This is a genomic window from Marinococcus halotolerans DSM 16375, assembly GCF_000420725.1.
GTDB lineage: Bacteria > Bacillota > Bacilli > Bacillales > Marinococcaceae > Marinococcus > Marinococcus halotolerans.
Map to the genome: position 1 here is coordinate 80,601 of NZ_ATVM01000001.1, position 14,694 is coordinate 95,294.

7 protein-coding genes are annotated in these 14,694 nt (G+C 50.3%); 3 read left to right on the forward strand and 4 right to left on the reverse strand.

Annotated features, from left to right (window positions below):
* Positions 1 to 35 precede the first annotated feature (35 nt).
* From pgsB to G548_RS0100500, 3 genes are read left to right on the forward strand one after another with little or no spacing between them, the layout of a single operon-like run.
* On the forward strand, positions 36 to 1,235 hold the full coding sequence (gene pgsB, locus G548_RS0100490) for a poly-gamma-glutamate synthase PgsB (protein ID WP_022792184.1): 1,200 nt from the start codon (positions 36 to 38) through the stop codon (positions 1,233 to 1,235).
* Between the two features lie 2 nt (positions 1,236 to 1,237).
* Complete coding sequence (gene pgsC, locus G548_RS0100495) at positions 1,238 to 1,687, forward strand: poly-gamma-glutamate biosynthesis protein PgsC (RefSeq protein WP_022792185.1); 450 nt, start codon at positions 1,238 to 1,240, stop codon at positions 1,685 to 1,687.
* 12 nt (positions 1,688 to 1,699) lie between these two features.
* Entirely contained in the window at positions 1,700 to 2,905 is a 1,206-nt protein-coding gene (locus G548_RS0100500) for a CapA family protein (protein ID WP_022792186.1), read from the forward strand.
* Between the two features lie 127 nt (positions 2,906 to 3,032).
* Here the strand turns inward: G548_RS0100500 and G548_RS0100505 are convergent, their stop codons facing one another.
* The 4 genes from G548_RS0100505 to addB are packed head-to-tail and all read right to left on the reverse strand — an operon-like array spanning position 3,033 to position 14,617.
* A complete protein-coding gene (locus G548_RS0100505) occupies positions 3,033 to 6,329 on the reverse strand; it encodes an SbcC/MukB-like Walker B domain-containing protein (protein WP_022792187.1) in 3,297 nt (1,098 codons plus the stop codon).
* Between the two features lies 1 nt (position 6,330).
* Positions 6,331 to 7,488 (reverse strand): exonuclease SbcCD subunit D C-terminal domain-containing protein, encoded by a 1,158-nt coding sequence (locus G548_RS0100510; protein WP_022792188.1) that lies wholly within the window; start codon positions 7,486 to 7,488, stop codon positions 6,331 to 6,333.
* Between the two features lie 24 nt (positions 7,489 to 7,512).
* The gene (addA, locus tag G548_RS0100515) at positions 7,513 to 11,142 is read right to left on the reverse strand and encodes a helicase-exonuclease AddAB subunit AddA (protein WP_022792189.1); all 3,630 of its coding nucleotides are present in this window, start codon (positions 11,140 to 11,142) and stop codon (positions 7,513 to 7,515) included.
* A complete protein-coding gene (gene addB / locus G548_RS0100520) occupies positions 11,120 to 14,617 on the reverse strand; it encodes a helicase-exonuclease AddAB subunit AddB (RefSeq protein ID WP_022792190.1) in 3,498 nt (1,165 codons plus the stop codon). Before addB ends, addA begins: the two co-directional genes overlap by 23 nt.
* Between the last annotated feature and the right edge of the window lie 77 nt (positions 14,618 to 14,694).

Below are 14,694 nucleotides of genomic sequence, written 5' to 3' on the forward strand. Positions count from 1 at the left end.
TAATAATTAGAGAGTATTGAGGAGGGAAAGCGTCGATGATATTATTGTACGGTTCATGTATTGCAATTGCGTTAGTGGGCATTTTTGAGCTGCGCCGGCACCAGAAAAGGGTCGATCAGATCCCACTACGCATAAATGTAAACGGCGTTCGCGGCAAGTCTACAGTAACCCGATTGATTACGGGGATGCTGAGCGAGGCTGATTACAAAGTAGTTGGAAAAACGACAGGCACACAGGCACGGAGAATTTACTGGGACCGGACGGAAAAACCAATCGAACGTTCACTAGAGGGACCGAATATTCGGGAACAGAAAGAAATCTTAAAGCACGCTTCGAGTCTTGAAGCCAATGCATTTGTCAGCGAATGTATGGCAATTAATCCAGACTATCAGCGTGTATTGCAGGAAAAATTCCTGCAGGCGAACGTCAGCGTCATTTTAAACGTATTTGAAGACCACATGGAAACGCTCGGTCCAACGCTGAAATACGTAGCAGAAGCATTCAGCTCCACTATTCCGTATAACGGCAAACTTATTTTGTCCAATGGCCCTTACTTCCACTATTTCAGTGAAATAGCCGAAAAAAGAAATACGGAAGTTTATCTTGCCAATCCGGAGGAAATTCCGGACGGTTTTATCGACAAATTCGATTATATGCTTTTTCCGGAAAACATTGCTGCAGCCCTTGCAGTAGCCCGCGCTGTCGATATCGATAAGCGTACGGCTCTTTCCGGAATGCTGAATGCCAACCCGGACCCTGGTGCTCTAAGGATTGTTACTCTTGAAGACGGCAGCCGGGAACGCTCACACTTCGTAAACGGCTTCGCCGCAAACGATGCCAGGTCCACACTTGAGATCTGGTCACGCGTGAGGTCTTCGAGCTATATGACCGACAATCCGATGATCATTATCAACTGCCGTGAAGACCGGGTAGACCGGACCGAAGAATTTACAAAGTACGTTCTTCCTTATTTACCGGCAGAGAAATTAATTCTTATCGGCGGAAACGTACGGCCGATTACTCAGGCTTTTGACCAGGGCGATCTGCCATTTAATTCCGTTATCAATCTGGAAGGCGAAGATGCAGATGCCATTTTGGCCCGGGTGAAGCGGGAAGCTTCCCACTCACTTATCTTCGGGATTGGAAACATTCACGGTGCTGCTGAAGAATTTATGGAAAAACTTTATGATTCACCGGAAACACTCATTAGTAAAGTCGGCGAGGAGGCCATGTAACATTGTTTGGTACAGATCTTTATATCGCATTAGTCGTAGGAGTTATTATCAGTTTGATATACGCAGAAAAGACAGGAATTATGCCGGCCGGGCTTATTGCGCCCGGCTATTTGGCAATTGTTTTTGATCAGCCTGTCTTTCTATTAACGATTTTTCTCATCAGTTTCCTGACGTATTTGATTGTTGCCCACGGATTGTCCCGCATTATGATTCTTTACGGACGCCGCAAATTTGCAGCCATGTTGTCCACAGGGATTGTGTTAAAGTTAATCTTTGACTACTTTTACCCTATTCTGCCTTTTGAAATATACGAGTTTCGCGGTCTCGGGGTTATCGTTCCGGGATTGATTGCAAACGCAATGCAGCGCCAGGGCGTTGTTCCTACCGTGGCAAGTACGCTTGTGCTTACCGCTGCGACATTTGTAATCATCACGCTATACTATTTAATTTAGGGGTTCTTACATATGGCCAAGCGATTATTAAACTTCAAAGAAAAATATTTAGCCTATACCAAACGCCAGCGGCGTAAAGCTGGTAAACATGCTGTACTCGGCATTATTATATGTTTGGTGGCAATGACCCTTATTCGTGTTGTAGAACCTTCTGCTGCTGAAAGCGAGTACGAACAGGAGCAGGACACTATTTTCACCTCTGCCATGGTCGGTGACATGATGACCGGGCGTCACGTAGAAGAAATTGCTGAACAGGAAGGGTATGACTCTCTTTTTCAATATGCAAAACCAACGCTCCAGGCAGCTGATTATACGACCGGAAATTTTGAAAATCCAATCGTTGCTAATCCAGATCAGACCGAACCAGCAGATAAAATTATTAATCTTTCGTCTAAGCCCGGGATTATTGGCGGACTTGAAGACGCAGGTTTTGATTCTGTCAACCTGGCAAATAACCATATGATGGACTATCAATATGCTGGCTTGAATGAAACCCTTCAAGCATTTCAAAATTCAAGTATTAATGTAGTAGGTGCCGGTGCTAATGAAACCGAAGCTCATGACTACTTATTGAACACTTACAATGGCATGGATGTGGCTACACTTGGTGTTAACGATATTACGTATGCGAATATGGAACAGGCTGGTCCAAACTCCCCTGGTATTTTAACGAGCCAGGATCCGAGTGCTTATATTGACGCTGTTCAACGTGCAGATGCAAATGCGGACCTGGTTATCGTGAACGTGCACTTCGGCCAGGAATACGACAGCACGCCTACCACACGCCAACGTCAGATGACAGAAGCGATCGCGGATGCTGGCGCTGATGTAATTGTCGGTACTCACCCGCACGTGCTGCAATCGGCAGAAGTATACAACGACACATTTATCATGCACTCTATTGGTAACTTCGTGTTTGATCAGGGCTGGACTAGAACGAGAGACAGCGTCATTGCGAACTATTCTCTTGGTGCCGACGGCACTGCCCATCTGGAAATGCAGCCTTTCCGGGTATTTGAAGCTACCCCGCGCCCGGTCGAAAGTGCGTTCCACCGTGAACGGATCTTCCGTCAACTGACGAAGGATACCCAAAATAAAGATGCCATTGTGGAAAACGGAGAACACCTCGTGTTTGAAGCAGACCATTCCAATGTAATTGATAGCATGGAGCAAAACAGCAATCAAAATAACAACCAGAACAGTACTCAAGATCAATAGTATTTCACTTGTGCACCTGCCAGTTTTAAACCGGCAGGTGTTTTTTTGTTATTAATTTAAAATAATTATATTACAGTAAATGAAATTTTTATTGATTCTATTAAAAAAGCCCCTGATTTCTCAAGGGCTACATCGTTTCCATCATTATAGTCGATCCATTACCTCCAGGACTTGCCGGGGTCACCATCAGCCGTTTTGGCACCCGCTGCTGCATGTCCGGTACATGACTGATAACCCCTACCGATAAGTATTCCCCGTGAAGGTTCTCCAGAGCCTCCATCACCGTATCAAGCAGGTCCTGATCGAGCGTTCCAAATCCTTCATCCAAAAAGAAGAATTCCAGCGGATACTGCCCCTTCAGCTGAATGGACGTTGAGAGCGACAGTGCAAGAGCAAGGGAGGTTAAAAATGTCTCTCCCCCGGACAGCGTGGAAACCGGGCGGTACACTCCTCCGTTGGCATCATCACGAATCACAAAAGCATTCTGCTCATTGACCTCAATGGCATAGCGCCCTCTTGTTAAGGCGTGAAGCCGCTGGGAGGCTTCTCTTGTCACCTGCACGAGCTGTTCTTCGGCCAGAAATTCGACAAATTTTCTTCCCTTCATGATATAGTCGAGGTCTGCCAGCCGCTCTTTTTCTGCCTGCCTCTCGATCCGGTTTTGTTCGAGCTCCTGATAACGCTCTACCTTCCGCTCGATATCTTCAAGCTTTTCTTTGATGCCGCCAAGCGTTTCTTTGTATTTGTCCCACTCATTAGAAGCTTCGTGGTACTGCTGCTCTATTTTGTTGAAAGCTTCTTTTGTTACCCGTTCGTTTTCAAGCTTTGTCTGCAGCCGGTTCTGTTCGTACTGCAATTCTTTTTGTTTCGTGTCATACTCTTCTACCTGACGCTGCAGCTCTGTTTTTTGTTCTTTCGATAACGAATAGGCAAGCACCTCTTCTGGAGAAACCGTGGAACCTCTCTGCTGTTTCTGGCGGGACCATTCGGCTTCAGCCGTTTTCCATTTGGCTTCAGATTTTTGCAGTGATTCAGCGCTTTCCCTGCTTGAGGCTTTAGTTTGCTCGTATTCCCTTTCCGCTTCTCTCTGCAGTTCCAGCAGCTCTTCTTTTTCCGTTTTAAGCGCATCCTCCCGCTTGTCGACCGCGTCTTTCCACTGCTGTTTGGTTCTGCCTTCGAGCTGCTCATTTAGCTTCTGTTCCGCTTCCTGCCTGGCTTCTGTGGTCTGCTTCCATTCTGACGCCGCTACAGCCTCACGACTTTTCACCTCATAGAATTCGCGCTCCCGGGCAGCGCGTTCGTCGCGTTTTGTTTCCAGATACTTCTGGCCTTTATCAATGCGCTGCTGGAGCTCTTTGATTGCTTTTCTACGCTTTTTCGCCTGTTCGTATTCCGTGTCAAACTGCTCCAGGGAAAGTGGCGCAAATGTTTGTTCCCACTGCTTTTTTTGCTCCTGCCACTGCTTTTTTTGCTGTTCAAGTTTATTTTCCTGTTCCTTGGCTTCTGTTTCCTGCTGGGCTGCTTTCATGGAAAGACGGTCATTTAGCCGATTCCACTCCTCCCAGGAACGATTCAATGCCTGCGCCTGCTCCTTTAGCCGGTCTATCGTCTCCAGCTCTGCTTCCCAGCGGGCAAACGCGATGCTTTCCTCTGTCTCCTCCGGAGGACCTTCTTCTTTCTGTTCTTCTCCGGAAGATAGCGTCGAAGCCACATGCTGCAGGCCGACTTTCGTGTGCTCCCAGGCAGTTTTCCACTGGCGCAGCGCTTCGATTTCTTCCTCTGTGTACCCCTCTGCTTCTTCCTCCGGTCTCACAGCCGGCGCCGGGTGCTCCAAAGCCCCGCATACCGGACACGCTTCTCCGTCTTTCAGTTCTTCTGCAAGCGCATGCAGCTGCCGTTTCTGCTCGGCCTGCTGCTTTTTTTCAAAACGCCTTAACTCCTGCTCAATGAGCCTGAGGCTCGCTGCTGCCCGGCTATACCAGTAATAGATATTGTGCGCCGTTTCCTTCGTACGTTTTTGAAGCGTTTGTTGTTCTTTTTCTGCCTCATTGGTTTCTTTAGCTGTCTCCGCCAATTTTTCTTTAGCCGCAGCTTCCTGGGTACGCTGTTCATTCAGCTGCTGCTGAAGGGCGTCAAGCCATTGCTTTTGCGACAAAGCCTCCCCCATATCCGGCAGGTGCTCTTCTTTCTGTTCGGCCTCGGCATGTTCCTGTTTGAGCTTTTCAAGCAGCTCCCGCGCTTCCTGCTCTTTATTCTGCAGGTCGTTCCACTGATCGGAAGCTCCCTGATAAAACTGGCGCTGTTTTTCGACCTCCTGAAGCTTTTGTTTCTCCAGTTCATTGTGCCGCTGATACTGAGCTTCAAGTGTTTCGATCTGCTCAAACCGGCGATGCCATTGCTGAAGCAGACGCTCTTCTTCCTCCCATCGTTTTTCATTCTGCTCTGCTTTTTTTCCGGCTTCCTGTTTTTTGCGTTTTGCTTCTTCATGCGCCTTTTGTTTTTCTTTTAAGTCGTGCTCCTGCTCCCCGTATTCCTGACGGGCTTTTTGAAAGCTGTCCGCATACGGATACAGCGCTTCATACATTTCATTTTCTTTTAACGTCTGCCGTTTGTGTTCAATGGAATGTCTCGTTTTTTCCCATTCCTGCATGGAGGCTTCCAGCAGCTTAAGCTCTTCGGTCCAATGAAACTTCTGTTTCATTTCTTCGTACTGCTTCCTTCGCTCTTCCACATGCTTCTGCTGCTTTTGAACAAGCTGCACCCAACGGGCATGCTCTTCTCCGGCTTTTTTTAAGTCCTCCTCGGAAGCCGGTCCTAGTCCCTGCTGTTCCGCTTCAATGTTATGTACGTCCTGCTCGGCGGTGGTTTTCCGGGATTTGACGGAGGCAATAAGCTGGTTGCCGTACCGCTCGAGATGAAACAGCCGCTCGAGCATTTTGCTTCGGTCACTGCCCCCGAGATGAAGAAACTCCGCAAATTTCCCCTGTGGAAGTACGACCGCACGGGTAAAATCATCGAGGGTCAGGCCGAGAAGTTCTTCGATTTTCAGATTGACCGCTTTTGTTTTTTCTGCGAGCACTACCGGCTCTTCCGTGAGGTCAGTTAACCGGCACAGCTTTCCTGCCATGGTTGCTTCCCCTGTGCGTTTATAATGGCGCTCGATATGATACACCGACGGGCCGAGTGAAAACGTAAAGGAGACGCGCAGCTCATTTTCCGACTGGTTCATGATTCCTTCGGTTTTGGAAGCCCGCTCCACATTTCCGTATAAAGCTAACGTCATGGCGTCAAGCAGCGATGATTTCCCGCTGCCGGTCGGTCCAAAAATACCGAATACCCCGTTTTCACAAAGCGTTTTAAAATCCACTGTCTGCTTTTGGCGGAAGCTGTGCAGCCCTTGTATCTGCAGTTGTAATGGTTTCATTTTATCCGTCCTCTTGCTGAATAAGTTCTAAAAAAAGATTGGTTACCGACGGGTCAGGCACTGCTCCCCCGGACTGCTTTTCATAAAAGCGTTCAAACAGCTGATCGATGGGAATATGTTTTTTGCTTTCCACGGGTTCAAGCTCCTGCCGGGAATACACCGGACGAATCGTCAACAGGCCGGTATGCTTTGTCCGCAGAGCGTGAATGTCTTCAATCGACAGCTGATTTTCCACGTACACATCCACCTCTACCCAGGCGTTCCAGTCCCGCTGCTCCTCCACCCACTGCTGCAGCTCGGCGAGCCCGTTTCTTGCTTTCCATATGCTGAGCGGCTTACCTGCCGTTAAAGGAACCGTAGAAATATGAGCTTCTTTTTGACTGTCATTTGTGTCAATAATCGTCACGGACTTCTGCTGTCCTGCTTCAGAAAAGCTGTAGGCAAGCGGAGACCCGGAGTATCTCGCCGGGCCGCCTGCTCCTCGTACATCCTGAGGCCGGTGCATGTGGCCGAGCGCCGTATAAACGGCGTGCTCCGGCAGGCTGTCGGCGGTGACAGTATAAGCTCCGCCTACTTCAATCGGACGTTCGGAATCACTGGCATCGCTGCCGGCAATAAACAGATGACTCATGCCGACAAGCGTATCTTTTGGCCGCCGGGAGGATGCAAGCCGCTGAAAAATCTCCTGGACTTTTTGATTGTACGCATCGCGGAGATCAATTTCTGTTGCTTCCTGCATAAATGCCTGCTTCAGCCTTGATTCCGAAGGATACGGAAGCGTCTGTACATACAGCCGTTCCTCTGAAAGCGGGACAATCACCGGATCGATGCCAGGGTACCCGCGTAAATGGATACCGTGCTTTTGCAAAAGCGTCCGCGAGGCCGCCAGACGTTCCGGATGGTCGTGATTGCCGGCAATCACGATGACCGGCACCCGTCCGTTATCGCTCATTTTGGCCATGGCCTCATAAAACATTTCTTCTGCAGCAGCAGGCGGATTGACAGAGTCAAACACATCTCCTGCCATCAGGACCGCATCAATATTTTCTTCTTCGATAATCTGGATAATTTCATCAAGGATGGCCTGCTGTTCTTCGAGCCGCGAACGCCCTTCAAGCGTCCGCCCCAAGTGCCAGTCAGCGGTGTGCAGTAAGCGCATAAACTATTGCCTCCTTTTCTTTTCTTATCGGCCGTTCATCGGAATAGCCTGCATGCCGTCGAAGGCAAAAATGTATGCTTCCGGTATAGCCGTTCCCCATATGCTCTCGAGGGACGAGCGATATAAGTCCAGCTGGGTCTGGTAGCGTTCCCGTAAAAATTCCTGCTGCTGCTTTGGATTTCCTGGGAACCGGGACTGCACCCGGTCCGTTTTGTAATCAATCAGCACCCAGCGGCCGTCCGCTTCCTGTATCACGAGGTCTGCAACTCCCTGAAGCAGCTGCCGGTTCCAAAGCCCGTCCCCGGTCACTCCTGCTGTAATAGGGACTTCTCGCTGAACTGTTTTGGCTGCCAGCACGCGCCGGCCCAATTCAGTTTCGAAAAAGGCAGTGACTGCAGCAGTGTCAACACTTTCCGCCTGGGCAGAGGTAATGTATTCATCGTCTGTCAGCCTGCGCAGCAGCCGCTGCACCCGCTCTTCGTCCGGGATACCGGTAAAGGAAAGCTGCTCCATGACAATATGAAGAACGGTTCCTTTTTCTGCCGGACTTACGGCTTCTTCCATCATAAATGACGGCCTTCGTGCATAGGAGGAAGTAAAAGTAGCAGCATGCCGCTGTTCAGCCTGTGGATCTTCCGAACGTCGTTTCCATTCACTCACCGAAATTTTGGCCGCATGACGGGTGTCTTCCTTATAGGGATAACGCCAGTACATACGGCGCCTGACTTCTTCGTCCCATTCCTCTCCCGCCGGCACTTCTTCTTTATCCTTTACCGCCTGCAGCCAGTCCTGCGCTGCCGCCTCCTCCTGCACTGATCCAATCTGCAGGGTCGAGGCCGGTACAATATGAACCTTCCAGGAGGAAGGATCCGCCACATTCTTTGAGGTCTGCTGCTCTAACGGATCCACTTCAGCATGCTGCAGCAGGACGGGCATCAGCCAGTCAAATGCGTGCTGTGCTTCTAAGCGGTCGTGCAGTTCAAGCGTGCTTCCGGCCTGAGCGCTTTTTTGCTCCCATTCTTCAAATTTCTTTTCTACCTTCTGCATCGAGCTTACGAGAATCAGCTGTTCTTCTGCTCTTGTAAACGCTACATACAGCACACGCAGTTCTTCAGCAAGACTTTCCGTCTTCATCCGGTTTTTGATGGCTGCGTGCGGCAGGGTCGGCCAGCTGACGCGCTGCTTGGGATCGACATATTTCATGCCGATGCCAAGCTCTTTATGAAACAGGAGAGGCTGCCGCTGATCCTGCACGTTAAAGCCCTTCTGCAGCCCGGCAGCATAAACGATCGGAAATTCCAGCCCTTTGCTTTTATGAATGCTCATAAACCGGACGACATCTTCCTGTTCCCCAAGCGCCCGGGCGGTCCCCAGGTCTTCTTTTCGGTTTTTCATGCCTTCAATAAAACGAAGGAAGCGGAACACGCCGCGAAACGACGTCGATTCATACACGCGGGCACGGTCATAAAGGGCAAGAAGGTTCGCCCGCCGCTGTTTACCTCCATGCAGACCGGAACAAAAGTCCAGGTACCCGGTTTCTTCGAGCAGCGCCCATATGAACTCTGACAACGGTTCGTATTTGGATCGGCTGCGCCAGCCTTCCAGCTGTTCCAGAAACGCCTGGGCTCTCGGCTGCATACTCGAGGAGCCGGCAGCGGCCAGCTCTACACACTGATAAAAGGAAGCATTTTTGTCTTCCAGCCGCACCTCTGCGAGCATCTCTTCATCCCAGCCGACAATCGGCGAGCGGAGCACTGAAGCAAGCGGAATGTCCTGCAGCGGATTATCGATAATCTGCAGCAGGGAAATCATAATCTGAATTTCAACTGCCTGAAAATACCCACCGGACACTTCTGCGTATACAGGGATGCCGTACGCCTGCATTTCTTCCATCATTTCATTCACCCACGGCATCGAACGCATTAAAATCACGTGATCCCGGTAAACCGGCCGGCGCTTTTCGCCTGTCTCCTGATCGGTCACCCAGCCGTTCTGCATCGAATGGCTGACCGCCTGCGCGATCCACCGGGCCTCTGCCCGGGCGTTGGTCAGCTCCGCTGCCTGCGGATCATTCTCTGCAACATCCTCCTGATCAATTACAGCCACTTCGGTTACCATGTCCCCGAGGTCCGGATACTGATCGTTGCCCCATTTCAGCTCTGCCTCGCTGTCATAGGCAATGCCTCCAAGGTCGTTATCCATCAGCTGGCGGAATAAGTAGTTGACGGCATCTAACACCTGCCTGCGGCTGCGGAAGTTTTTATCGAGCATAATCCGTTCGCCGTCATCGCTTTTTCCGTAACGCTGGAATTTTTCTAAAAACAAATCCGGCTCTGCCAGACGAAAACGGTAAATGCTCTGTTTGACATCTCCAACCATAAACAGATTATTACCGGAAGCGAGCTGAGTGACGATTTTTTCCTGCACAAAGTTAGTGTCCTGGTACTCGTCTACGAGCACCTCCTGGAAAAATCCGCGGTAATGATCGGAAGCTTCTTCAAAAGCAAGAATCTGCAGGCATGTATGCTCCAGGTCGGAAAAATCCATCATTGCCCGCTTTTGCTTCACCTCATAGTACCGCTCGCTGAACGTCTGCACAAGCTGACACAGCTCCCGGACCGACGGATAGAGGGCCGCCATATCGCTCAACGCATCCTCAGGGTTTTCCGCCACCATTTCCTCCTGAAGCTTCTGAATGACCTTTTTGGCTCCGTCCCGGTTGTTTTTTATCTGTTCCCGTCGTTCTGGTGCTGCGTCCGCCTCCTTTTTGCTGGACAGCTTTTTAAAGGTAAAGCCGGCAAGCGTCTGCTGCATGTCTTTCCACGTCGTGGCTTCCAGAGCCCTTCGGCACGTGTCAAGCTCCTCCTGCAGAAGTTCAAGGTTTGCTTTCGGTCCGTCCGGCTGACCGGCCGCTGCAATCGCATTTTCATACTTCAGCACAGCGCCGGCAAGAGCAGTCTCTGCCTGCTGCATCATTTCGCGTCCCCACGGAAGCTCTTCAACCGACCTGCTTTTATCTGTCCGGTACTGGTCAGCCACCTCCTGCAGCCATGCCGACGGATCCGCGTGGGCCCGGGAATACTGAAACAGGCGCAGTACTGCTTCACGCAGCGAGTCATCGCTGCGGTCTTTATTCAGCCGGTCGGCAAGCAGAACAAAATCGTCGTTGTTCTCGGCGGCATAGTTTTCCTCGAGCAGTTCCTCAAGCAGTTCCTCCTGGATCATGGCCCCTTCATTCTGGTCCATAATGCGAAACTGCGGGTCCACATCCACAAGGTAATAATACGTCCGGATGACGTTCATACAGAATGAGTGAAGCGTGGAGATCGATGCCCGGTTTAACAGCGCCAGCTGCCTGCGGATATGCAGGTTGGAAGGGTCTGCTTTTAATTTTTCCTCGAGCGCTTTGCCTACCCTTGTTTTCATTTCTGCTGCGGCTGCGTTTGTAAACGTGACAATCAAAAGCCGGTCTACGTCCACAGGCTCTTCGGCCTGCGTAATTTTCCGAATGACCCGCTCCACGAGCACAGCGGTTTTCCCGCTTCCTGCAGCGGCAGACACTAAAATATTTGATCCTTCTGCCTGTATGGCTTCCCACTGGCTGTCCGTCCAACGGGCGTCTGTCGGTTTTTCAGGAATGGTCCTCAGACTCATCGTTTTCCTCCTCCTGGAACAGCGTTTCCCATTTCATGCCACCGCTGCGAAAGCTCCGGAATTCGTTGCCCGGAAACCCGCGGTCGAATTGGCATACAGAATGAAATTCACAGTAATCACATGCTTTTTTTTGTTTCATTTGAAAAGGCTGAATGCTCGTATCGCCTGCTCTCAGCTGTTCACCGATATGGCGGATTTTTTCACGGATATGTCCACGAAGACGTTCAAACTGTTCTTTTGACACGACCGGTGATTGTTTATTAAACCCTCCGCCTTTATTCAGACGCGCAGGCACGATAAACGAATCCGAGCCCGCCTCAAGCCGTTCATCCATCATTTGAGCAATGCCGGGATCATCCGGCAGAATGCCTTTCATGCGGAACTGCTTCATCATCTCCTGTTCAATATCCTCCGGAGACCAAGACCGTCCCGCCTGGATAATAGGATTGTGTACGTTGAAATACAGTACACCGGCCGGGTCTGCTTTCGTTCCGAGCCACTCTTCGGAAAAGGAGAGCACTACATCCAGATAGACGAGCATCTGCAGCGCCAGGCCGAAAAATACTTCTTCCGGACGCAGGTCTTTGGCACTCGACTTGTAATCAATTACCCGGAGCAGCACCCCGCTGTCTGACACTGCCTGGTCCACGCGGTCAATTCTTCCCGCCACTTCCATCTGGGTGCCATCCGCCAGTTCAAATAGGAGCGGCGGAATTTCCTCGCTCGGTCCAAAACCAACTTCAAGCCCGATAGGCGAAAAACGGCTCGATTTTGCCTGCTGGCTTAAAATCATTGAAGCCCGCTGCACGGTTTCTTCGAGCTTTTTTAGTAAATACTGGTGCCTGGAATTGCTTAAAAGAATCTGGCGCTGAATAGCCGGAGCCAGTTCATGCACCGCTTCTTCGGCATAATCGCGGGCGTTTTGTTCGGAAAGCTCCTCCCACGTACGCCCGTCCCGGTACACCGCTTTTGTTACATCCTTTAAAGCCGCATGAAACAGCTGCCCGATATCCGGCGCTTCGAGCTTATACAGCTGCCTTTCCTTGAGCTTTAGCCCGTAGGAAGCAAACTGCCGGAAAGCACAGGCTTCGTACTGCTCCATCCGCGACACGCTCGTTTTCATTTTCCGGCCGTACAGTTCCCGGGTTGTATCTCTCGACAGAGCTACTGCTTCATTACGATAAAACAGGCTTTTCGTCAGTTTTTCCATACGGTTGTTTTTCACAAAAACATTGTACACACTCCACCAAAGATCGGCTACATCCTCTCCCTGCCTGTGGCGTTCGAGTTCCCCAATCAAAAAGCTCATTGTTTTCATGGAAGCATTCACAAAATGCAGCTGCTCCTTGTTGCTGTAGACCCCTGGTTCGTTTTGAATCAGCACCAGCGCCTGGTCCGGGAACATATCCAAGAGCTGCTGGATCACAATCGACGGCTGCAGCCGCTTCCCTTCTTCGTCAGCCATCGGATAGCTGACAATCAGTCTGTCGGAGGGGAGACTCATCGTTCGGTAGATGAGAAAGTTTTCGTTTAAAAGCTTTGCCTCCCCGCTTTCTTCAAGCTCAATGCCCTGCTGCTCAAGCCAGGCACGGTCTGTCTCCTGCAGCATGCTGCTTTCTTCGAGGGCAGCCGGAAGGACACCTTCGTTTACGCCAAGCAGATACACTACTTTAATACCTAGCAGCCGGGAACGTTCCATATCAGCAGCGGTAACCTGGTCCAGGGAAGGAGGCACAATCGAAAATGTCGCTTTCGTAAAGCCGGCTTCCATCATCTGTTGAAAGGTCTGCATGCCTGCCTTATCATCGCCCGCGACCTCTACCATCTGCTCAAGGAGGTCCACGGTCATGTCCCAGATCTGCTCATGCTCTCTCGCCATTTCCAGACGGTTATGCTTAAGGCAGTCATCGCGCATCATTTCAAGTTTTTCCGGTATCCGGAGCTCCTCTAAAAACGTAAACAATGCGCCCGCTTTTTCCCTTACAGTCCGGGCTTTTTTTAGTCTTGCCTGCAGCGAAAACAACGGAGCGCTCAGCCGCATTCGTGTTTGATGAATGTCTCTTTCGATTTCGTGGTTGTCTTTATGCTCCCAGTCGTCCTCCACATTGGTGGCATGATACCGGTACACCCACTGCTCTTCGCTTTTCCAGTCTTTTTCTTTAACGTTTCGGGCGAGCACATAGTTTTCCAGAAAATCCACCTGTTTTCTCGCTTCTGTCCAGGACTCATGCACGTCAAACAGCATATCTGTTTTAAATGTCCGGAATACTGATTCGTATCTCCACCGTTCTGCAATCGTCTCAAGCGCCGATCGGATAAATTCCACTACCGGATGATTCAGCACCGGGCGCGTTTCATCCACAAACACCGGAACCCGGTAATCCTGGAATACGGTTTCAATTATATGATTGTAGTCCGCCGGGTTTCTGGCGATGACGGCAATGTCTTCATACCTGTAATTATGATCCCGGACAAGCGCTGCGATATCGCGTGCGCACTCCTCCACCTCCGTGCGGCGGTTGACCGCATTTTTGACCGTAATAGCATCTTCGCCCGAGCTTGTTTTATAGGAACGGTTTTCCATGAATCTCTCTAAATGCTGCAGTGCTTCGTGCTTATTTACCTTGCCCCCGTTAAACCAGTACGGCTTATCCACCGGCACAGCGTGCTCTTCTGCCAGTCCGCTCAGCTGGTAATACGTTTTTGCTGTCTGCCTGAACATATCCGGAGCCGGGTGCGCGTCTTCCTTGTTCGTTAAATCGTCGAGCGTCAACGCCACCCGCACGTCCTGCGAGTACTGAAGCAGCTGCTCGACTACTGAAAGCTCCTGCGGAGTGAACCGGTGGAAGCCGTCAATATAAACGACTGCTTCTGCAAGGTATGCAGACGAGGCCACTTTTTCAGTCAGCCAGAACAGCTGCTCTTCACTTCCAATGTAGCGGTCACCGATGACCTTGTCCATCTCTTCCCAAATCAGCAGAAGATCCTGAAGCTTTGCTGTCAAAATGCGGTCAGCCCCGGTTGCTCCGGTGCTTTCGAGCTCTGCCACCATATCGTGCATCACCGTTTTGGACACGTTGTGTGTTTTCCATTCAGTAATTACTTCATCCACCTGATCAATGAAACCATCAGTATAGCTCGAGGTTTCGTACAGGCGAAAATGCTTCCGTTGTTCACTGATCACTTTACGGATCAGCATCTGTTTGCCTGTTTTCTGAAGGGCCGTTTTGGCTGCACCGCCTGTTTCCTGAAAAACCTTCCAAGCAAGCCTCGGGAAGCTGTAGACCTGGGCCCTCGTCATTCCTTTTTCCGAGAGGCGGACAAGCTGCTGTTCCACCTGGAAAGTCATTTGGTCAGGGGTAATAACGATTACCGGCGGCCCGTTAGGCTCACGAGTAATCATTTCATTAATCTCTTGATACATGGCGGTGGACTTACCCGTCCCGGAACGCCCAAGATAAAATTGTAGGCTCATGAACATTCTCCTCTGCCGGATTAAAAACCGGATCATATGTTTGGTTTTATTATATCAGATTTTTACTTTTTTGTTTA

Coding starts and splice junctions, on each gene's coding strand:
- pgsB (WP_022792184.1), top strand. CDS start 36: ATGATATTATTGTACGGTTCATGTATTGCAATTGCGTTAGTGGGCATT.
- G548_RS0100500 (WP_022792186.1), top strand. CDS start 1,700: ATGGCCAAGCGATTATTAAACTTCAAAGAAAAATATTTAGCCTATACC.
- G548_RS0100505 (WP_022792187.1), bottom strand. CDS start 6,329: ATGAAACCATTACAACTGCAGATACAAGGGCTGCACAGCTTCCGCCAA.
- G548_RS0100510 (WP_022792188.1), bottom strand. CDS start 7,488: ATGCGCTTACTGCACACCGCTGACTGGCACTTGGGGCGGACGCTTGAA.
- addA (WP_022792189.1), bottom strand. CDS start 11,142: ATGAGTCTGAGGACCATTCCTGAAAAACCGACAGACGCCCGTTGGACG.
- addB (WP_022792190.1), bottom strand. CDS start 14,617: ATGAGCCTACAATTTTATCTTGGGCGTTCCGGGACGGGTAAGTCCACC.